Raw genomic sequence first — 19,534 nt, 5'->3', positions numbered from 1 at the left:
AGGGCGAGCACGGGATGGCTTCGAAAGTCCGATCCCCGAAAGAAGTTCCCGACCGATCTGAGATTTTCGCGTGGCGACACCGCCGGGCGACACCGGCCTACGCTGCATGCTCCTATCGGGCGGAGACCGCGGCGCGTACGCTTAGACCTCCGGACGTTCCTCGGTTAAGATACGGGCAACCGCCGGCTCGGTCCGGCATCAGGCAAAGGCTTTCCATGACGGTGCCGGCTTCGCGCGCGGTTAGGTCCGCCCTGACCGGCCTCATTCTGGCCTTCGGCGCGGCGGCTCCCGCCGCGGCGCAATGGGGCGATTCCTACGATGCGCCCTCGCGCCGGTCGCGGGACTATTATCGCGATGACGGGGGCTATGCCTATGGCGGGCGCCCCGCCAATCGCCGCTATGCCCCGCCGCCGCAGGAGGCCCCCCGCCAGTTCTACTGGCCGTGGGAGGACCGCCCGCAACAGGCCCAGCCGATGCCGTCACCGTCGCGGCGGCTGTCGCCCCGTCCTCGGACGCCGGTCTACGCCGATGAGCCGCGTCCGGCGCGGCGCAAGCCACACCCGGCCCCCGTCATCGCCCAGCCGAAGCCCGCCGTTCCAAAGGTCGAGCCGAGGACTCGGATCGCCGTGTTTGGCGACTCCCTCGCGGGCTCCCTGGGCACCGGCCTGTCCGACGTGTTCGAGGACAACACCGAGATCGGTGTGGTCGACCGCTCGCGCGCCGATAGCGGCCTCGTGCGCAGGGATCTGGTCGATTGGCCGAAAGCCGTCGAAGACTACCTCAAGACCACCCCGAAGGTCGCCTATGCCCTCGTGATGGTGGGTGCCAACGATCGCCAGCCCATCCGCGACGGAGACCAGACCGTCGAGCCCCTGAGCGAGCGTTGGCGCCAGCTCTACGGCGAGCGGGTCGAAGCCTTGGTCAAGGTCTTCACCGATCACGCGATCCCGCTGGTCTGGGTCGGCGTACCGCCTATGCGCAGCGAAAGCCTGACCAAGGATCTCGCCGAAATCAACGATATCGCCCGTAAGTACGTCACCAAGGCGGGCCAGACCTACGTCGATATCTGGCCGGGCTTCGTCGACGACCGCAACCGTTACGCCGCCACGGGGCCGGACCTCGAAGGCCAGGAGGCGAAACTGCGGGCCGGGGACGGCGTGCATTTCACCAAAGCCGGTGCCCGCAAGCTGGCGCATTTCGCCGATGTCGAACTCAAGCGTCTCATGGGGACGGGCGCGCCGCCCGCCGCCCCCGTGGCGACGGCGCCGACGGCTCCCCCGGAAGGTGAAGCGCCGCGCCTCGACGATGCCGCCGCCATCGATCGGCAGATCACCGCCATGCTGCCGAGCCTGCCCGAACCGCCCGGCATTCCGGCCCTGCCGGTCAAGCCAGCCGCAGGTCCCGTGGTGCCCCTGAGCCGGGGCGAAATGACACCCGGCGGCACCCTGGTGAGCGGACGCCCCCGTGATGCCGACCCATCTGGCAACGTGGAGCGCGCCCTCCTGCGTGGGGCGGCACCCACCACGCAACCGGGCCGGGCCGACGATTTCCGTTGGCCGCCCGGTTGATTGAATCGCCGGACCCCGGCCTTTGTGCTGCGTTCAGCGCGGCAGGACGCTGGCGCCCATGAGCGCCTCGTCGATGGCCCGCGCCGCCTGCCGGCCCTCGCGGATCGCCCAGACCACGAGGGATTGACCCCTGCGCATATCGCCGGCGGCGTAGATCTTCTCGTTGGATGTCCGGTAATCGACGGTGTTGGCCGTGACGTTGCCGCGCTTGTCCATGGCGACGCCGGATTCCTCCAGCAGGCCCTTGCGGACGGAGCCGGCAAACCCGATGGCCAGGAACACGAGGTCGGCGGGCAGCACGAATTCGCCGCCCGGGATCGGTTGACGCTTCTCGTCGACGCGGGTGCAGACGACGCCGGTGACCTTCCCCTTCTTGCCCTCGAGCCGAAGGGTCGCCGCCTGGAACTCGCGCTCGGCGCCCTCGGCCTGACTCGACGAGGTCCGCATCTTGGTCGGCCAGTACGGCCAGACCGAGAGCTTGTCCTCGCGCTCCGGAGGACGCGGACGGATATCGAGCTGGGTCACCGACAGAGCGCCCTGCCGGAACGAGGTGCCGACGCAATCGGAGGCCGTGTCGCCGCCGCCGATGACCACAACGTTCTTGGCGGTGGCGAGGATCGGCTGTTCGCCGTTGCCCGGCATCGGCTCGGCGCCGACGCGACGGTTCGACTGGACGAGGAACGGCATGGCGTAATGCACGCCAACGAGATCCTGCCCAGGCAGTTGCGGGTTGCGCGGATCCTCGGCACCACCAGCGAACAGCACGGCGTCGTGCTCGGCCGTGAGTTCGTCCAACGGCTTCGTCACGCCGACATTGACGCCGTAATGGAAGCGGACGCCTTCGGCCTCCATCTGCTTCACGCGCCGGTCGATGTGGCGCTTCTCCATCTTGAAATCGGGAATGCCGTAGCGCAGCAGGCCGCCGGCCTTCGGCTCCCGCTCGAACACGTGGACCTCGTGACCGACGCGGGCGAGCTGCTGCGCGGCGGCGAGGCCCGCCGGGCCGGAGCCGATGATGGCGACCTTCTTGCCGGTGCGGTGCGAGGCCGGCTCGGGCTTCACCCAGCCGGCGTTCCAGGCCCGGTCGGCGATGGCCTGCTCAATGGTCTTGATCGCCACCGGCTGGTTCTCGAGATTGAGCGTACAGGCTTCCTCGCAGGGGGCCGGGCAGACGCGGCCGGTGAATTCCGGGAAGTTGTTGGTGGAGTGCAGATTGCGCGCCGCCTCTTCCCAGTCCGACTGGAAGACCAGCTCGTTCCAATCGGGGATCTGATTGTGGACCGGGCAGCCGGTATCGCCGTGGCAGAACGGGATGCCGCAATCCATGCAGCGGGCCGCCTGCTTCTTCAGGTCATGTTCGTCGAGGGGCAGCGTGAACTCGCGAAAGTGCCGCACGCGGTCGGCGGCGAGCTGATACTTCTGCTCCTGCCGGTCGAATTCGAGAAAACCCGTAACCTTGCCCATGACCTAAAGCCCCACTTGACCCAAGCGCTCCACGCGAAGCGGAGATCGAATTTTCTTTTCGCGAGCGCGCCCGCGCTGACCTCAGTCCATTCATCGACCGCGAGCATCGACGATCCCGCAGGCCGCTCGCAGCCCGGGCCCGTCACCGGACACCGCCGCGTGCGGCGGGAGCCTGCTCCTGTCCGAGGACGATCCGACTCCGATCTGCCTCGGGTCGTCCCGCGCGCCGGATCGAAGATCCGGCGCGCCTTGTCTTACTCCGCAGCCACCGGCATCCGGGCCTGTTCCATCTCGCGCAGGGCCCGGCGGTACTCCACCGGCATCACCTTCACGAATTTGGTGCGGTAGCCGGCCCAATCGTCGAGAATCGCCTTGGCACGCGGGGAGCCCGTGTACTTCAGGTGATTGGTGATGAGCTGGCTCAGGCGCTCTTCGTCGTGTCCCGACATATCGGCGAGGATGTCGACCCGCCCCTTGGTCTCGAGGTCGCCGTCCTGGTGGAAGCGACGCATGATATCGTCCTCCTCCTCGATGGGTTCGAGATCGACCATGGAGAGGTTGCAGCGGGCGGCGAAGGAGCCGTCCGCATCGAGCACGTAGGCGATGCCGCCGGACATGCCGGCCGCGAAGTTGCGGCCCGTCTCGCCGATGGACACCACGACGCCGCCGGTCATGTACTCGCAGCCATGGTCGCCCATGCCTTCGACCACCGCGATGGCGCCGGAGTTGCGGACGGCGAAGCGCTCGCCGGCCGAACCGCGGATGTAGCACTCACCCGCGATGGCTCCGTACAGAACGGTGTTGCCGGCCATGATCGTGTGCGTGGCCGGCGCCTTGAGGGCGTCGGACGGGCGGATGATGAGCTTACCGCCCGACAGTCCCTTGCCGACGTAATCGTTGGCGTGGCCCGTGAGCACCACGGTGACGCCCGCCGCGAGCCAGGCGCCGAAGCTCTGGCCGGCGGTGCCGGAAAGATTCACCCGGATGGTGTCGTCGGGCAGGCCCTCGTGGCCGTAGCGCTTGGCCACTTCACCCGACAGCATGGCACCGGCGGTGCGGTCCGAGTTCTTGATCACGTCGTCGACGACGACGGCCTCGCCGCTCTCCAGGGCCGCCTGCGCTCCCGCGATGAGGCGCCGGTCGAGCACGTCGTCAATGGGATGCTTCTGGCTCTCCATATGCCGGATCGCCACGTGCTCCGGCACCTCGGGGCGGTGGAACAGCTTCGAGAAGTCGAGTCCCTTGGCCTTCCAATGCGCGATGACCTCGAGGGTGTCGAGGTAATCGGCCCGACCGATGAGGTCTTCGAGCTTGGTGAAGCCCATGGCCGCCATCAGCTCGCGCAGCTCCTCCGCCACGTAGAAGAAGTAGTTCACCACGTGCTCGGGCGTGCCCTTGAAGCGCTTGCGCAGCACGGGGTCCTGCGTCGCCACCCCCACCGGGCAGGTGTTGAGGTGGCACTTGCGCATCATGATGCAGCCCGCCGCGATGAGCGGCGCGGTCGAGAAGCCGAATTGGTCGGCGCCCAGCAGGGCGGCGACGAGGACGTCGCGGCCCGTGCGGATGCCGCCATCGGCCTGCAGCACCACGCGTCCGCGCAGGTGGCTGAGCACCAGGGTCTGCTGGGTCTCGGCGAGACCCGTCTCCCACGGACCACCGGCGTGCTTGATGGAGGTGAGGGGCGCCGCCCCCGTGCCGCCGTCGAAGCCCGAGATGGTGATGTGGTCGGCGCGAGCCTTGGCGACGCCCGTGGCCACGGTGCCGACACCGACCTCCGAGACGAGCTTCACCGAAACGTCGGCCTGCGGATTCACGTTCTTCAGGTCGAAGATGAGCTGGGCCAGATCCTCGATGGAGTAGATGTCGTGATGCGGCGGCGGCGAGATCAGGCCGACGCCCGGGGTGGCGTAGCGGACCTTGGCGATCTTGGCATCGACCTTGTGGCCGGGCAGCTGGCCGCCCTCGCCGGGCTTGGCGCCCTGCGAGACCTTGATCTGCATCATGTCGGAATTGACGAGATATTCCGTCGTCACGCCGAAACGGCCCGACGCCACCTGCTTGATGGCCGAGCGGCGCGAACGCCCGTCGGCCATGGGCTTGAAGCGCTCGACCTCCTCGCCGCCCTCGCCCGAGTTCGAGCGACCGCCGAACGAGTTCACGGCGATGGCGAGCGTCTCGTGCGCCTCCTTCGAGATGGAGCCGTACGACATGGCGCCCGTGGCGAAGCGCTTGACGATGTCGGCGGCGGGCTCGACGGCGTCGATGTCCACGGGCGCGCGGCCGAGTTCGGCCGCCTGCTTGATGCGGAACAGGCCCCGGATGGTCTTGAGGTGGCTCTCCTGCTCGTTCACCAGGCGGGCGTATTCGCGGTAGCGCTCGGGCAGGCCGAGGCGCACGGCGTGCTGCAGCGTCGCCACGGAATCCGGCGTCCAGGTGTGGCTCTCGCCGCGCAGGCGGTAGGCGTACTCGCCGCCGACATCGAGGGCGTTGCGGTACACCGGCGCGTCGCCGAACGCGTCCTTGTGCCGACGCGCCGTCTCCTCCGCGACCTCGGCCATGCCGATGCCCTCGATGGTGGTGGCCGTGCCGAAGAAGTCCCGCGCCACGAAGGCGGAATTCAGCCCGATGGCGTCGAAGATCTGCGCGCCGCAATAGGACTGATAGGTCGAGATGCCCATCTTGGACATGACCTTCAGCAGGCCCTTATCGATGGACTTGATGTAGCGGTAGACGATCTCGTCCGGCGTCAGGTCCGGCGGGAACTCGTCCTTCATGGCGATCAGCGTCTCGAAGGCGAGATACGGATTGATCGCCTCGGCGCCGTAGCCGGCCAGACACGCGAAGTGATGGACCTCGCGCGGCTCGCCCGATTCCACCACGAGACCGACGGACGTGCGCAGGCCCTTGCGGATCAGGTAATTGTGCACGGCGGCCGTGGCGAGGAGGGCCGGGATCGCGATGCGATCCGGGCCGACGCCGCGATCCGACAGGATGATGATGTTGTAGCCGCCGCGCACGGCGACCTCGGCCCGGTCGCACAACCGGTCGACGGCTCCCTCCATGGCGGCCGCTCCGGTCTCGGCCGGGAAGGTGATGTCGAGGGTGCGGGTGTCGAAACGGTCCTCGAAATGCGAGATCGAGCGGATCTTCTCGAGGTCGCCGTTGGTGAGAATCGGCTGACGCACCTCGAGGCGCTTGCGGCGCGACGCACCCTCCATGTCCAGGAGGTTCGGGCGCGGCCCGATGAACGAGACGAGGCTCATGACGGCCTCCTCGCGGATCGGGTCGATGGGCGGGTTCGTGACCTGCGCGAAGTTCTGCTTGAAGTAGGAATAGAGCGACTTCGGCTTGTCCGAGAGCGCCGAGAGGGGCGTATCGGTGCCCATGGAGCCGACCGCCTCCTGGCCCGTCACGGCCATGGGAGCCATGAGGAGCTTGAGGTCTTCCTGGCTGTAGCCGAAGGCCTGCTGGCGATCGAGGAGCGACACGTCCGAGCGCGAGGCGCGGGGGATGACGGGCTTCAGGTCCTCCAGCACGATCTGGGTGTTCTTCACCCACTCGGCATAGGGATGGGCGGCGGCGAGCTCGCTCTTGATCTCCTCGTCGGAGACGATGCGGCCCTTCTCCAGGTCGATGAGCAGCATGCGGCCCGGCTGCAGGCGCCAGGACTCGACGATCTTCTCGTCGGGGATCGGCAGCACGCCCATCTCGGAGGCGAGCACCACGAGGCCATCATCGGTGACGAGGTAGCGGGCCGGACGCAGGCCGTTGCGGTCGAGCGTCGCGCCGATCTGGCGTCCATCGGTGAAGCACACGGCGGCCGGGCCGTCCCACGGCTCCATCAGGGCGGCGTGGTACTCGTAGAAGGCGCGACGCTCCTCGTTCATGAGCGGGTTGCCCGCCCACGCCTCGGGGATCAGCATCATCATGGCGTGGGCGAGGGAGTAGCCGCCCTGCACGAGGAATTCGAGGGCGTTGTCGAAGCACGCCGTGTCGGACTGACCTTCGTACGAGATCGGCCACAGCTTCGAGATGTCGTTGCCGAACAGCTCGGAATCGACGCTGGCTTGGCGTGCCGCCATCCAGTTCACGTTGCCCCGCAGGGTGTTGATCTCGCCGTTATGCGCGACCATCCGGTAGGGGTGCGACAGGCGCCAGGTCGGGAAGGTGTTGGTGGCGAAACGCTGGTGCACGAGGGCGAGACCCGAGACGTAACGCTCGTCCTGCAGGTCGCGGTAATAGTCGCCGAGCTGGGTGACCAGCACCATGCCCTTGTAGACGATGGTCCGGGTCGACAGTGAGACGGGGTAGTAGATGTCGGCGCGCGGGTCCTTCAGACCGTAGACCTTGTTGGAGATCACCTTGCGGGCGATGAACAGGCGGCGCTCGAACGCATCCTCGTCGGGGATGGCGGCCGGGCGGCCGATGAACACCTGCCGGTGATGCGGCTCGGTCTCCTTGACCATGACGCCGAGGTCGCTCGGGTCGACGGGCACGTCGCGCCAGCCGAGCAGGGGCAGCCCCTCCTCGAAGAGCGCCTTCTCGACGATTTCTTCGATGAGTCGACGGACCTCGGCGTCCTTCGGCAGGAAGAACTGGCCGACCCCGTAATGGCCGGGCTCCGGCAGGGTGATGCCGAGGCCCTCACACTCCGCCTTGAAGAAGGCGTGCGGGATCTGGGTGAGGATGCCGCAGCCGTCGCCCATCTTCGGATCGGCACCGACGGCGCCGCGATGGTCGAGGTTCTTCAGGATCTCGAGACCCTGGGCGACGATGGCATGGGTCCGCCGGTCGTGCATGTCGGCGACGAAGCCGACGCCGCAGGCATCGCCCTCGCGGGCCGGATCGTACAACCCCTGCGCCTTCGGCAGGGCTCCATCACGCACGATCAGCGGCGCACCGCCGTCGCGGGTGGCGGGAACCGACGCCTGAAGCGCCCCGAACTCAGCAGATGCGACCACGCTTTCCATCCCTCGCCTCCGACGTGCTCGCTCGCGAGCATGTTTCGTGCCCAAGCGCCAAACGGCGCCCGGGTGCATCACTCGCCAGCGTCGGCTCTCGGCGGGTCTTCGTCGTGAGGGGACTTCGGTGAGGAAGCGCCCGTGACCCGCGGGCGCGACGCCGGCTTGAACTCAAGCCGTGCGGGCCCAAATCACCCCACGGGTGATCGCTTTGGAATCTCGTTTGTTCGCCGGAAACGTCACCCGCGGAGATCCTTGGCCGTCCGGGAAGCCAGCGTCCCGGGAATGGGACAGCCTTGCTGTCCTAACGATGGAAAGTGACAGATTTTAAACGCTCCAGCAAGAGGCGTACCGCAATCGTGCCCCGCATTTTCCGCGCGCGCGCACGTTTCCGTGGACGTTTCGTTGCCGCAGCCGAAAACGATCCACGGACGGCATGACAGAAAGCCGCCCCGAACGCCCCGCAATCCCGCCCCAATCCGGGGTTTAACAAACCCTTGCCGGACACAAGCGGCATGCGGGGCGAGGCCCTCGCGGAGATCCACCGGAGGACCCGCGCCAACAGCGGGCCTCCGGTTTCGAAGACATTGAACGAGGGGCCATGCGAGGTTTGATGAACGCGCGCGGCGACATTCGAGCCCGCCGTCTCCGAGGCGCGACATTGGCATGCGGTCTCGCGTTTCTCGTCCTCGGCTCCGGGATCGGGGCGGCTCAGGAGTTCGACGACCCTGACGGCGCGATGCCCCCCCGCGCCGTGGTTTGGCGGCTGGCCGACCGCGGCTTCACCGCCGTGTCCCGACCGCGATTCGATGGCCGCACCTACGTGGTCGATGCCGACGATCCCTACGGCGAACGGGTTCGTGTCTTCGTCGATGCCTATGACGGCGCCATTCTGAGACGCCAGCGTGTCGGCCCGCCCCTGATCGCCGCCCCCATCGGAGCGCCGCGCTCGGCCCCCGGATACGGATGGACGGAAGAGGATGCAGCGCCGCGTCGCCCGATTCGCGAGGCCGAGCGAATCCTGCCGCCCGTCGACCGTAACGCACCGGCCCTACGCCGCACCTTACCGGACGTCGCGCCCTCGGCCCGGCCCGGCACGCCGGACCGCAATCCGATGGGTCTGAATCCCGACGCGAAGAATCCCGACCCGAAGATACGTCCCGAAGCGCCGGTGAAAACGGCTCGCCTGCCCGGCACGCCGAAGCCAAGCCTGCCGCGTGCGAGTGCGCCCGCCCCTAAACTGTCCGAGACGCCCCCGGCGCCGTCAGCCAGTGAGGCGTCGCCAGCCATCGGGGATACACCGAAGCCTGTCACCCCGGCGACGAACGTCACCGCATCCACGCCCGCCGCGACACCGTCGAGCACGACGAAGGCCGCCAAGGATTGGAAAGATCCCCCGGCCGAAGGAAAGAAGCCGGTTCGGGTGATCGGCGGCGCCACAATGGTTCCGGGCGCCACCGAGACCGCCAAGGATTGATGCCGGTTCAGCCGGCGTCGCTGGCCCCGGCGCCCTGAAGGGCGGGATCGTGGGTCGCGGCACGGACCGGGCTGTTGGATTGCGGCGGCTCTTCGGTGATGGCTTTCAACGCTAGGGGATCGAGGCCGCTCCCCTCCGTCGGGCCGAAATTCTCCAGGGCATGGCGCATCTTCGGCGTCCAGAACGCGACGATGTGCTTGTGAATGCCGGCCACGGCCTCTTCGTCCGGATAGGAGCGGAAGAAGGAGGCGATCTGGTTCGCCATGCGAACAAGTTTCTGGTCGGAGGTCAGGGCGCTCATGGGGACGCTCGCGTCAAGAAAAATTGCGTTTCAGGGGGTGGCGAGGATCAGGCGCTCACGGCCGGTAAAGACCGTGAGGGTGTCGGATCGAGCGATGGCGCAGAGGGTGATGCCGTGCCGTCGGGCCCGGTCGATGGCCAGAGAGGTCGGCGCCGAAATCGCCACCACCACGGACGCGCCGAGGCTGGCGGCCTTCTCGATCATCTCGAACGAGCAGCGGCTCGTGATGACAACGAAGCCGGTGGCCGGATCGATGCGGTCCCGCATCAGGGCACCGATGAGCTTGTCGAGGCCGTTGTGGCGCCCGACATCCTCCCGCACGGCGACCAGGGTCCCATCGAGATCGGCCCAAGCGGCAGCGTGAACCGCGCGGGTCTGCCGGTTGAGCACCTGGGCGTCGCCGAGGGCCGCAAGAGCCCGTTCCACGGCGGCGATTTCGACGACCACCGAGGCGGCGGCCTTGGTCTCCGCCATGGGCAGGGCGGAGAGATCGTCGATGCCGCAGACACCGCACCCGGTCCGTCCCGAAATGGCACGCTTCCGGGCAAGGTGCTCACGCAGGCGGCCCGGCGCGAGATCGACGAGGAGGCGTAAGCCGCCCTCGCCGTCTTCCACCGTCACGCCCCGAATCTCTTCGGCCTCGGCGACGATCCCCTCCGTCAGGCTGAACCCGTAGGCGAAATCCACGAGGTCGGCCGGCGTGGTCATCATGACCGCATAGGGCACGCTGCCATAGACGAGGTTGACCGGCATCTCGACGGCGAGGTCGCGCGTATCGGCGCGTGCCACCGCGTCGTCATACGCGACCACGAGGGTCGGGACGCGCCGGGCCGTTTCGACCGACGCGTCCGCCTCTCCTGTGCCGTGGCTATTCGGCGGCATTCAACTGCGTCGCGATCCGGGTCAGGGAGAAATCCTCCTCGTAGAATTTCGCCTGCCAATCGGACGGCCGGTTGGTGCGCCGAACCTGCACCGCCGTCACCTTGTATTCGGGGCAGTTGGTCGCCCAGTCCGAATAGTCGGTGGTGATGACGTTGGCGCCGGTCTTGGCGTGGTGGAACGTGGTGTAGACCACACCGGGCTGCATCCGCTCGGAGACCACTGCCTTGAGGGCGATATCACCGGAACGGCTCTCAAGGGCCACGAGATCGCCGTCGACGATGCCGCGAACCTCGGCATCGAAGGGGTGGATCTCCAGCACGTCCTCCTCGTGCCAGCGCGAGTTCTCCGTGCGGCGGGTCTGCGCGCCGACATTGTACTGCGACAGAATGCGTCCCGTGGTGAGGATGAGGGGGAAGCGCGGTCCCGTACGCTCCTCCGTCGGGACGTATTCAGTGATCATGAACTTGCCCAGCCCCCGCACGAAGCGGTCGACGTGCATCATCGGCGTCCCGCGCGGGGCGGCGTCGTTGCACGGCCACTGGATCGAGCCGAGTTCATTGAGCTTGGCGAAGCTCACGCCCTTGAAGCTCGGGGTCAACGCCGCGATCTCGTCCATGATCTCGGACGGGTGGGTGTAATTCATCGGGTAGCCGAGGGCATTGGAGAGCAGCATCGTGCCCTCCCAGTCACCGACGCCCGACAGGGGCGGCATCACCTTGCGCACGCGGGAGATGCGACGCTCGGCATTGGTGAAGGTCCCGTCCTTTTCGAGGAACGACGCGCCCGGGAGGAAGACGTGGGCGTACTTCGCCGTCTCGTTAAGGAAGATATCCTGAATGACGATGCACTCCATCGCCATGAGACCGGCGGTGACGTGGTGCGTGTCGGGATCGGACTGGGCGATGTCCTCACCCTGGATGTACATGCCCTTGAAGGCGCCATCGACGGCCTCGTCGAGCATGTTGGTGATGCGCAGGCCCGGATCCTTGTCGAGGGCGACGCCCCACAGGGATTCGAAGGTCTCGCGGGTGGCGTCGTCCGAGACGTGGCGATAGCCCGGCAGCTCGTGCGGGAACGAGCCCATGTCGCACGAACCCTGGACGTTGTTTTGGCCGCGCAGGGGATTCACGCCGGCGCCCAACATGCCGATGTTGCCCGTCGCCATGGCGAGGTTGGCCATGCCCATGACCATGGTCGAGCCCTGGCTGTGCTCAGTGACGCCGAGGCCGTAATAGATGCCGGCGGCGCCGCCCTTGGCGTAGAGGCGCGCGGCCCCGCGCAGCTGGATCGGATCGATCCCGGTGAACTGCTCCTGGGCTTCGGGCGAATGGCGCTCGTCGGCGACGAACCGGGCCCAGGCCTCAAAGTCGGCGAGGTCGCAGCGCTCGCGGACGTAAGCCTCGTCGATCAGCCCCTCCGTAACGATGACATGCGCCATGGAGTTGATGAAGGCGACGTTGGAGCCGGGCTTCAGGGGCAGGTGGAAATCGGCCTTGATGTGGGGCGACTTCACGAGGTCGATTTTTCTCGGGTCCGCAACGATCAGTTTCGCACCTTCCCGGAGGCGCTTCTTCATACGCGAACCGAAGACCGGGTGACCGTCCGTCGGGTTGGCGCCGATGACGAGGATCACGTCGGAATGGGCCACGGACGCGAAGTCCTGGGTGCCGGCCGAGGTGCCGAGCGTCGACATCAGGCCGTAGCCCGTGGGCGAGTGGCAGACGCGGGCGCAGGTGTCGACGTTGTTGTTGCCGAAGGCGGCGCGCACGAGCTTCTGGACGAGGTAGGCTTCCTCGTTGGTGCAGCGCGACGAGGTGATGCCGCCGACCGAATCCTTGCCGTACTTCGCCTGGATGCGTTTGAACTCGGAAGCCGCGCGTTCGATGGCGACCTCCCACGACACCTCCTGCCAGGGATCCGTGATCTTCTCACGGATCATCGGCTTGGTGATGCGGTCCTTGTGGGTGGCGTAGCCGTAGGCGAAGCGACCCTTCACGCAGCTATGGCCCTCATTGGCCTTGCCGCCCTTGTAGGGGACCATCCGCACCACGCGGGTGCCCTGCATTTCGGCCTTGAACGAGCAGCCGACACCGCAATAGGCGCAGGTGGTGATCTCGGAATGTTCGGGCTGGCCGTGCTCGATGATCGACTTCTCCTGGAGCGTCGCCGTCGGACAGGCCTGAACGCAGGCGCCGCAGGAAACGCACTCGGATTCCATGAAATTCGTCGGGCCGGCGGCGACGCGGCTGTCGAAGCCACGCCCCTCGATGGTCAGGGCGAACGTGCCCTGCACCTCCTCACAGGCGCGGACGCAGCGGTTGCAGACGATGCACTTCGACGGATCGTAGGTGAAGTACGGGTTCGACGTGTCCTTCGGCAGGTACTGCTCGGAGGTCGGCTTGACGTGGTTGGCCCCGTCATAACCGTAACGCACCTCGCGCAGGCCCACGGCGCCGGCCATGTCCTGCAACTCGCAGTCGCCGTTGGCCGCGCAGGTGAGGCAGTCGAGGGGGTGATCGGAGATGTAGAGTTCCATCACGCCCTTGCGGAGCTTGGCGAGCTTGTCCGTCTGGGTCGAGACCACCATGCCGTTCTCGGCCGGCGTGGTGCAGGAGGCCGGGGTGCCGCGACGGCCCTCGATCTCCACGAGACAGAGGCGGCAGGAGCCGAAGGCTTCGAGCGAATCCGTCGCGCACAGCTTCGGGATCTGCGTGCCCACGTGCATGGCGGCGGCCATGACCGAGGTCCCGGCCGGCACGGTGACGCTCATGCCGTCGATGGTGAGGGTGACGGTCTGCTCGGACACCCGGATCGGGGTGCCGTAATCGATCTCTTTGATGAGGGCCATGGGTCGCGCCTCCTTACTCGGCGGCAACGGACATCTGTCCGCCGCGCGTGAAATCCTCGGGGAAGTGGGTGATCGCGCTCATGACGGGCATCGGCGTGAGCCCGCCCATGGCGCAGAGCGACCCGTCGGTCATGACGTCGCAAAGATCGGCGATCACCGCGAGATTCGCCTCCGCGTCGGTGCCGGCGATGACCTTGTCCATGGTCTCGACGCCGCGCGTCGCGCCGATGCGGCATGGGGTGCATTTGCCGCAGGATTCCACGGCGCAGAACTCGAAGGCGAAGCGGGCTTGCTTTGCCATATCCACCGTGTCGTCGAACACCACGATGCCGCCGTGGCCGACGAGGCCCTTCTGGGCCGCCATCGCCTCGTAATCGAGGGGCGTGTCGAGGAGGTGATCGGGGAAGTAGGCGCCGAGGGGGCCGCCGACCTGAACCGCCCGCACCGGCCGCCCACTCTGCGTGCCGCCGCCGAAATCCTCGATGATCTCGCGGAGCGTGATGCCGAAGGCGTACTCGATCAGGCCGCCGTGCTTGATGTTTCCGGCGAGCTGGATCGCCAGGGTGCCGAGGGAGCGCCCCATGCCGTACTCGGCATAGGCCTTGGCGCCGTTCTCGAGGATGTACGGCACGGCCGTGAAGGTCATGACGTTGTTGACGAGGGTCGGCTGGCCGAGAAACCCCTTGAGGGCCGGGATCGGCGGCTTGGCGCGGACGATGCCGCGACGGCCTTCCAGGCTCTCCAGCAAGGAGGTTTCCTCGCCGCAAATGTAGGCGCCGGCGCCCAACCGGACCTCGAGGTGGAAAGCCTTGCCCGAGCCCAGAACGTTGTCCCCGAGCACCCCGGCCTTGATGCCGTTGGCGATGGCCTCCTTCAGGGTCGCGAACGCCTGCGGGTATTCGGAGCGGAGATAGATGTAGCCCCGCGTCGCGCCCGTCGCGATGCCCGCGATGGTCATGCCCTCGATGAGGTTGAAGGGATCGCCCTCCATCATCATGCGGTCGGCGAAGGTGCCGGAATCGCCCTCGTCGGCGTTGCAGACCACGTATTTCTGCGGCGCTTCCGCCAGCATCACCGTGTTCCACTTGATGCCGGCCGGGAAGCCGGCGCCGCCGCGTCCGCGCAGGCCCGACTCCCGCACGGCGGCGACGATGCCGGCGGCATCGAGCTTGAGGGCGGCTTCGAGCCCCTTGTAGCCGCCATGCGCCCGGTAATCCGCGACGGAGACGGGATCGACGACGCCGCAGCGCTGGAATGTCAGGCGATGCTGACGGGCGAGATAGGGGATCTTCTCGGGGTCCCCGAGACGAAGCAGATGTTCGCCGCCTGTCACCAGATCGGCATCGAGAAGGGCATCGACATCAGCGGGGGTGACGGGACCGTAGGCGACGCGCCCCTCGGGGGTGCCGACCTCGACCATGGGCTCCAGCCACAACAGGCCGCGCGAACCCGTGCGCACGATGGTGACGTCGAGGCCGCGGCGCTCGGCGCCGGCGAACAGGGCGCGGGCGACGCGGTTGGCGCCGAGCCCGAGGGCGACGGCGTCGCGGGGAACGTAGAGGGTGATGCTCATGACTTCACCTCGGCGAGGGCCGATTCGAGGGAGTCGGCGGTGAGCCGCGCCAGGGGCTCGTCGTCGACGAGGGCGCCCGGACCGTTGGCGCACAGGCCGAGGCAGTAGACCGGCTCGACGGTGACCTTCCCGTCCGGCGTGGTGCCGTGCCAGTCGATCCCGAGGCGGGCGAGGATATCGGCGTGGAGCTTGTCGGAGCCCATGGCCTGGCAAGCCTCGGCCCGGCACAGCTTCACCTGATGCCGGCCCGCCGGGGCACGACGGAAGTCATGATAGAACGTGATGCAGCCGTGAACCTCGGCACGGGACAGGTTCAGGGCGTCGGCGATGAGCGGCACGGCGCCCTCATCGACGTAGCCGAACGTCTCTTGGAGCGCGTGCAGGATCGGAAGGGTCGCCCCCTCCAGATGCAGATGTTCGGCGATGATCCCGGCGGCGCGGGGCTCGCTCCAGGGCTCGTTCGGCAGCATTGTTCCACCCGGATTGGTCTTGTTCTCGTTCCAAGGTGGTATATCGCCGAAGGGGAATCAACCGTGCCTTTCCGTTGAACGACAACGAATTTTTGTCGTAACTCGATTGTGCGACGCAAAAATCTGTAGCGACCGAAAGGTCAGAGGAAGGTCAGAGGATGGCAATATCCTGCGCGATTCCAGCGGCTGAAGCGCGGGCCTCGACGATGAGTGCGGCGCACAAGGGCGTCATCGGCTCCCGCTCGGGAACGACGAGGCCGATGAGGTGGCTGACATCGGGCTCCACGATGGGCACCGCCCGCACCCGATCACTGAGTCGGAAGCTGTCGGCGAGGACCGCCGGCATGATGCTCGCCCATTTCGCCGTGCGGACATGGGTCAGCAGCACGATCATCGAGTTCGATTCGAGGAGCGGCGGCGACGAACGTCCGACACTCGTCAGATGCCTATCGATGATCCGGCGATTCTGCATGTCGGGCGTGAGGAGACACAGGGGAATGCGCGCCACCTCCTCCCAGGTCACGGTTTCACGGGCGCCGAAGACACCGTCCACGGCGGTCAGCAACCGGTAGCGCTCGCGATAGAGTGGCACGGCGGTGAGGCGCCCGAGGGGCTCGTTCTCGAGATAGGTGATGCCGGCATCGATCTCGAGGTCGGCGATGAGACGCCCGATCTCGCCCGACGTCGTGGACTGAACGGAGAACCGGACCTCGGGATGCCGCGTTCGGAACGGCGTCGTCAGGGCCGCCACGATGGGAGTCGCGGTCGGGATCGCAGCCAGGCGAAGGGTGCCGGCGAGGCCGCGACGCAGGCTCGCCACCTCGTCCCGCATGGCCCGGGCATCGGCGACGATCCGGCGTGCCCATTCGAGGACGCGCTCGCCCTCGGGGGTGAAGCCTTGGAAACGCGAGCCGCGCTGCACCAGCATGACACCGAGGCGCTCTTCCAATTGCTTGACGCCGGCCGACAAGGTCTGCTGCGACACGTGACAGACTTGCGCCGCCCGGCCGAAATGGCGCTCCCGCGCCAGGGCGAGGATGAATTCGAGACGTTCGATCACGGCCCGGCCCGTCCTTTTAATCCACCCGGTCGCGAGGCTTGGCGCACCCTGCCATCACCCGGGAAAAATCGCGCCGTCACCCCTTGCATAACGTGCGGAAGTGGCCCCGATGCGACGCTGTTGCGGTTGCATGACCACGGTCCATGTGTTCTGTCACGCCCATCGGCATCCAGGGTGGGAAACTCCGTGGCATGCCGCAACACCCGCAGAATGCACTTGCGCTTTGATCTAAATATCGCAAGAGGCGCGGGGACAATCGATCACGTCATGGGGAGCCGAGAGAGGCAGATGCGGACGACGCAAGCGCAACACCGGTCAACATGGGGGCTTGCCGCGCTTGGCGCCGTCCTCGTTTCGTCGTCCTCCGCCCTGGCGGCGGGCATCGGCCAACCCGAGCCCTGGCAGATGGGCCGTCAGGTGCCCGTCACCGAGAACGCGCGGGACATCCTGACGTTCGAACACGGCATGCACTGGCTGTCGTTCGGCATCTCGGTCTTCGTGCTCGGGTTGCTGCTCTACTGCATCTACCGTTTCAGCGAGAAGGCGAACCCGACGCCCTCGAAGACCACGCACAACACGCTCATCGAAGTGGCCTGGACCATCGTTCCGGTTCTCATCCTCGTCGCCGTCGCAATTCCCTCGTTCCGCCTGCTGCGCACGCAGCTGTCGGACCCGAAGGCCGACGTGCTCGTGAAGGTGATCGGTCACGCTTGGTACTGGTCCTACGAGTATCCTGCCGTCGAGCAGGGCGGCGGCTTCACGTTCGACGCCAACCTCGACGAGGACAAGCAGCCCAAGCTCCTGGGCACCGACAACGACATGGTCGTGCCCGTGAACAAGATCGTAAAGATCCAGGTCACCGCCGCCGACGTCATGCATTCCTGGGCGATCCCGTCCTTCGGCTTCAAGATCGACGCCGTTCCGGGCCGCCTGAACCAGTTCTGGTTCAAGGCCGACCGCGAGGGCACCTATCACGGCCAGTGCTCGGAGCTCTGCGGCGCCCGTCACGCCTACATGCCGATCACCGTCCAGGTCGTGAGCGAGGAGGCGTACGCCAAGTGGCTCGCCGAGGGTAAGACGAAGTTCGCCCGGATCGACGCCGACACCTCGAAGTTCGCTGCGGCCCGCTGAAGGCCCGGCCGGACCGGGTACGCCCGCTCCGGCTTCACGCAAGAGATTCAAAGAGAAACCTGGACTGAGGTCTATCCATGGCTAACGCCGCAGCACATTCGGGGCATCACGACGCCCACGATCACAAGCCCCCATTCTTCTCCCGCTGGTTCCTGTCCACCAACCACAAGGACATCGGCACCCTCTACCTGCTGTTCGCCTTCTGCGCGGGCATCATCGGCGCGTTCCTCTCCTTCGGCATCCGCATGGAGATGGAGGAGCCCGGCCTGCAGTACTTCTCCAGCCCCGGCACCTACAACGTGTTCGTGACCGGCCATGGCCTCATCATGGTGTTCTTCATGGTGATGCCCGCCCTCATCGGCGGCTTCGGGAACTGGTTCGTGCCCCTCATGATCGGCGCGCCCGACATGGCGTTCCCGCGCATGAACAACATCTCGTTCTGGCTGACGGTCGTGGGCTTCCTGAGCCTCGTCTGCTCGCTGTTCGTCGAAGGCGCTCCCGGCGCCAGCGGCGCCGGCACCGGCTGGACGGTCTATCCGCCGCTCTCGACCTCCGGCCATCCCGGCCCGGCCGTTGATTTCGCGATCTTCGCGCTCCACCTCTCGGGCGCCGGCTCGATCCTCGGCGCCATCAACTTCATCACCACGATCCTGAACATGCGCGCGCCGGGCATGACCCTGCACAAGATGCCGCTGTTCGCCTGGTCGATGCTGGTGACGGCCTTCCTGCTGCTCCTCTCGCTTCCGGTTCTCGCCGGCGCGATCACCATGCTGCTCACCGACCGCAACTTCGGCACGACCTTCTTCGATCCGGCCGGCGGTGGTGATCCGGTGCTCTACCAGCACCTGTTCTGGTTCTTCGGTCACCCCGAAGTGTACATCATGATCCTGCCGGCCTTCGGCATCGTCTCGCACATCATTTCGACCTTCTCGCGCAAGCCGGTGTTCGGCTACCTCGCCATGGCGTACGCCATGGTGGCGATCGGTGTCGTCGGCTTCGTCGTGTGGGCCCACCACATGTACACCGTCGGCCTCTCGCTCCAGACGCAGTCCTACTTCGTGTTCGCCACCATGGTGATCGCGGTGCCCACCGGCGTGAAGATCTTCTCGTGGATCGCGACGATGTGGGGTGGCTCGATCCGCTTCACCGCCGCCATGCATTGGGCCGTCGGCTTCATCTTCCTGTTCACCGTCGGCGGCGTGACCGGCGTGGTGCTGGCGAACTCGGCCGTCGATAAGTACCTGCACGACACCTACTACGTGGTGGCCCACTTCCACTACGTGCTCTCGCTGGGCGCCGTGTTCATCATCTTCGCCGGTATCTACTACTGGTTCCCGAAGATGACCGGCCACATCATCCCCGAATGGGCCGGCAAGCTGCACTTCTGGCTTGCCTTCATCGGCGCGAACATCCTGTTCTTCCCGATGCACTTCCTCGGCCTCGCCGGCATGCCGCGTCGCTACGCCGACTATCCGGAAGCCTTCGCCGGCTGGCACAAGGTCTCCACCTGGGGCGGCCACATCTTCGCACTCGGGATGGTGGTGTTCTTCATCGGCGTTGTGCTGGCGCTCCGTTCCAGCAAGCGCGCCGCCGCCAACCCGTGGGGTGAGGGTGCGACGACCCTCGAGTGGACCCTGTCCTCGCCCCCGCCCTTCCACCAGTTCGAGACCCTGCCCCGCATCGTCGACGAGCCGGGCCACCACTAAGAGAGCACTCGCTTTCAGGATTGCGGGGACTGCGCGAGCGGTCCCCGCTCTTTCCCGGATGCCCGGCCGCGAAGCGGTGGGGCATCCCGAAAA

Annotated in this window: 12 protein-coding genes; 4 read left to right on the top strand and 8 right to left on the bottom strand. The window is 66.9% G+C overall.

Annotation, left to right across the window (positions count from 1 at the left end):
- Positions 1–215 precede the first annotated feature (215 nt).
- Positions 216–1,568, top strand: coding sequence for an SGNH/GDSL hydrolase family protein (locus BM249_RS01165; protein ID WP_091968072.1), 1,353 nt, complete (start codon positions 216–218; stop codon positions 1,566–1,568).
- Between the two features lie 33 nt (positions 1,569–1,601).
- Here the strand turns inward: BM249_RS01165 and BM249_RS01160 are convergent, their stop codons facing one another.
- Both BM249_RS01160 and gltB read right to left on the bottom strand, forming a co-directional pair.
- The gene (locus BM249_RS01160; RefSeq protein ID WP_091968069.1) at positions 1,602–3,032 is read right to left on the bottom strand and encodes a glutamate synthase subunit beta; all 1,431 of its coding nucleotides are present in this window, start codon (positions 3,030–3,032) and stop codon (positions 1,602–1,604) included.
- A 254-nt stretch (positions 3,033–3,286) separates the two neighbouring features.
- Positions 3,287–8,002, bottom strand: a complete 4,716-nt coding sequence (gltB, locus tag BM249_RS01155; protein WP_091968067.1) for a glutamate synthase large subunit — start codon at positions 8,000–8,002, stop codon at positions 3,287–3,289.
- Positions 8,003–8,732: 730 nt separating this feature from the next.
- Here gltB and BM249_RS01150 point away from each other — a divergent pair.
- Entirely contained in the window at positions 8,733–9,470 is a 738-nt protein-coding gene (locus BM249_RS01150; protein WP_244528516.1) for a hypothetical protein, read from the top strand.
- Positions 9,471–9,477: 7 nt separating this feature from the next.
- On the opposite strand, the gene BM249_RS01145 is transcribed toward BM249_RS01150, so the two are convergent.
- The 6 genes from BM249_RS01145 to BM249_RS01120 all read right to left on the bottom strand — a co-directional run bounded on the left by BM249_RS01145 (position 9,478) and on the right by BM249_RS01120 (position 16,604).
- Positions 9,478–9,771, bottom strand: coding sequence for a formate dehydrogenase subunit delta (locus tag BM249_RS01145; protein WP_091968061.1), 294 nt, complete (start codon positions 9,769–9,771; stop codon positions 9,478–9,480).
- A 30-nt stretch (positions 9,772–9,801) separates the two neighbouring features.
- Positions 9,802–10,653 carry a formate dehydrogenase accessory sulfurtransferase FdhD gene (gene fdhD / locus BM249_RS01140; protein WP_091968058.1) on the bottom strand — a complete coding sequence of 284 codons (852 nt, stop codon included), beginning with the start codon at positions 10,651–10,653 and terminating at the stop codon, positions 9,802–9,804.
- The gene (fdhF, locus tag BM249_RS01135; protein WP_091968055.1) at positions 10,640–13,501 is read right to left on the bottom strand and encodes a formate dehydrogenase subunit alpha; all 2,862 of its coding nucleotides are present in this window, start codon (positions 13,499–13,501) and stop codon (positions 10,640–10,642) included. The genes fdhD and fdhF overlap by 14 nt, the downstream gene beginning before the upstream one ends.
- A gap of 13 nt (positions 13,502–13,514) precedes the next feature.
- The gene (locus tag BM249_RS01130) at positions 13,515–15,074 is read right to left on the bottom strand and encodes a formate dehydrogenase beta subunit (RefSeq protein ID WP_091968052.1); all 1,560 of its coding nucleotides are present in this window, start codon (positions 15,072–15,074) and stop codon (positions 13,515–13,517) included.
- Entirely contained in the window at positions 15,071–15,544 is a 474-nt protein-coding gene (locus BM249_RS01125; RefSeq protein WP_091968049.1) for a formate dehydrogenase subunit gamma, read from the bottom strand. Before BM249_RS01125 ends, BM249_RS01130 begins: the two co-directional genes overlap by 4 nt.
- A 151-nt stretch (positions 15,545–15,695) precedes the next feature.
- On the bottom strand, positions 15,696–16,604 hold the full coding sequence (locus BM249_RS01120) for a LysR family transcriptional regulator (RefSeq protein WP_091968046.1): 909 nt from the start codon (positions 16,602–16,604) through the stop codon (positions 15,696–15,698).
- 288 nt (positions 16,605–16,892) lie between these two features.
- Between BM249_RS01120 and coxB the strand changes: the two genes are divergently transcribed.
- Together coxB and ctaD are read left to right on the top strand one after the other, a co-directional pair.
- Positions 16,893–17,735 (top strand): cytochrome c oxidase subunit II, encoded by an 843-nt coding sequence (gene coxB, locus BM249_RS01115; RefSeq protein ID WP_091968043.1) that lies wholly within the window; start codon positions 16,893–16,895, stop codon positions 17,733–17,735.
- Positions 17,736–17,812: 77 nt separating this feature from the next.
- A complete protein-coding gene (gene ctaD / locus BM249_RS01110; protein ID WP_091968041.1) occupies positions 17,813–19,441 on the top strand; it encodes a cytochrome c oxidase subunit I in 1,629 nt (542 codons plus the stop codon).
- Positions 19,442–19,534 lie beyond the last annotated feature (93 nt).

Origin of the sequence: Methylobacterium gossipiicola, assembly GCF_900113485.1 — a bacterium.
In the GTDB taxonomy this organism is placed as follows: Bacteria; Pseudomonadota; Alphaproteobacteria; order Rhizobiales; family Beijerinckiaceae; genus Methylobacterium; species Methylobacterium gossipiicola.
Note: the sequence above shows the minus strand (reverse complement) of the source record. Positions and strands in the feature narration are given on the sequence as shown.

Excerpts from the sequence above, each read along its gene's own strand:
- BM249_RS01130 (WP_091968052.1), bottom strand. The coding sequence starts at position 15,074 with ATGAGCATCACCCTCTACGTTCCCCGCGACGCCGTCGCCCTCGGGCTC.
- BM249_RS01150 (WP_244528516.1), top strand. The coding sequence starts at position 8,733 with ATGCCCCCCCGCGCCGTGGTTTGGCGGCTGGCCGACCGCGGCTTCACC.
- gltB (WP_091968067.1), bottom strand. The coding sequence starts at position 8,002 with ATGGAAAGCGTGGTCGCATCTGCTGAGTTCGGGGCGCTTCAGGCGTCG.
- BM249_RS01145 (WP_091968061.1), bottom strand. The coding sequence starts at position 9,771 with ATGAGCGCCCTGACCTCCGACCAGAAACTTGTTCGCATGGCGAACCAG.
- fdhF (WP_091968055.1), bottom strand. The coding sequence starts at position 13,501 with ATGGCCCTCATCAAAGAGATCGATTACGGCACCCCGATCCGGGTGTCC.
- BM249_RS01165 (WP_091968072.1), top strand. The coding sequence starts at position 216 with ATGACGGTGCCGGCTTCGCGCGCGGTTAGGTCCGCCCTGACCGGCCTC.
- BM249_RS01125 (WP_091968049.1), bottom strand. The coding sequence starts at position 15,544 with ATGCTGCCGAACGAGCCCTGGAGCGAGCCCCGCGCCGCCGGGATCATC.
- ctaD (WP_091968041.1), top strand. The coding sequence starts at position 17,813 with ATGGCTAACGCCGCAGCACATTCGGGGCATCACGACGCCCACGATCAC.
- fdhD (WP_091968058.1), bottom strand. The coding sequence starts at position 10,653 with ATGCCGCCGAATAGCCACGGCACAGGAGAGGCGGACGCGTCGGTCGAA.
- BM249_RS01160 (WP_091968069.1), bottom strand. The coding sequence starts at position 3,032 with ATGGGCAAGGTTACGGGTTTTCTCGAATTCGACCGGCAGGAGCAGAAG.
- coxB (WP_091968043.1), top strand. The coding sequence starts at position 16,893 with ATGCGGACGACGCAAGCGCAACACCGGTCAACATGGGGGCTTGCCGCG.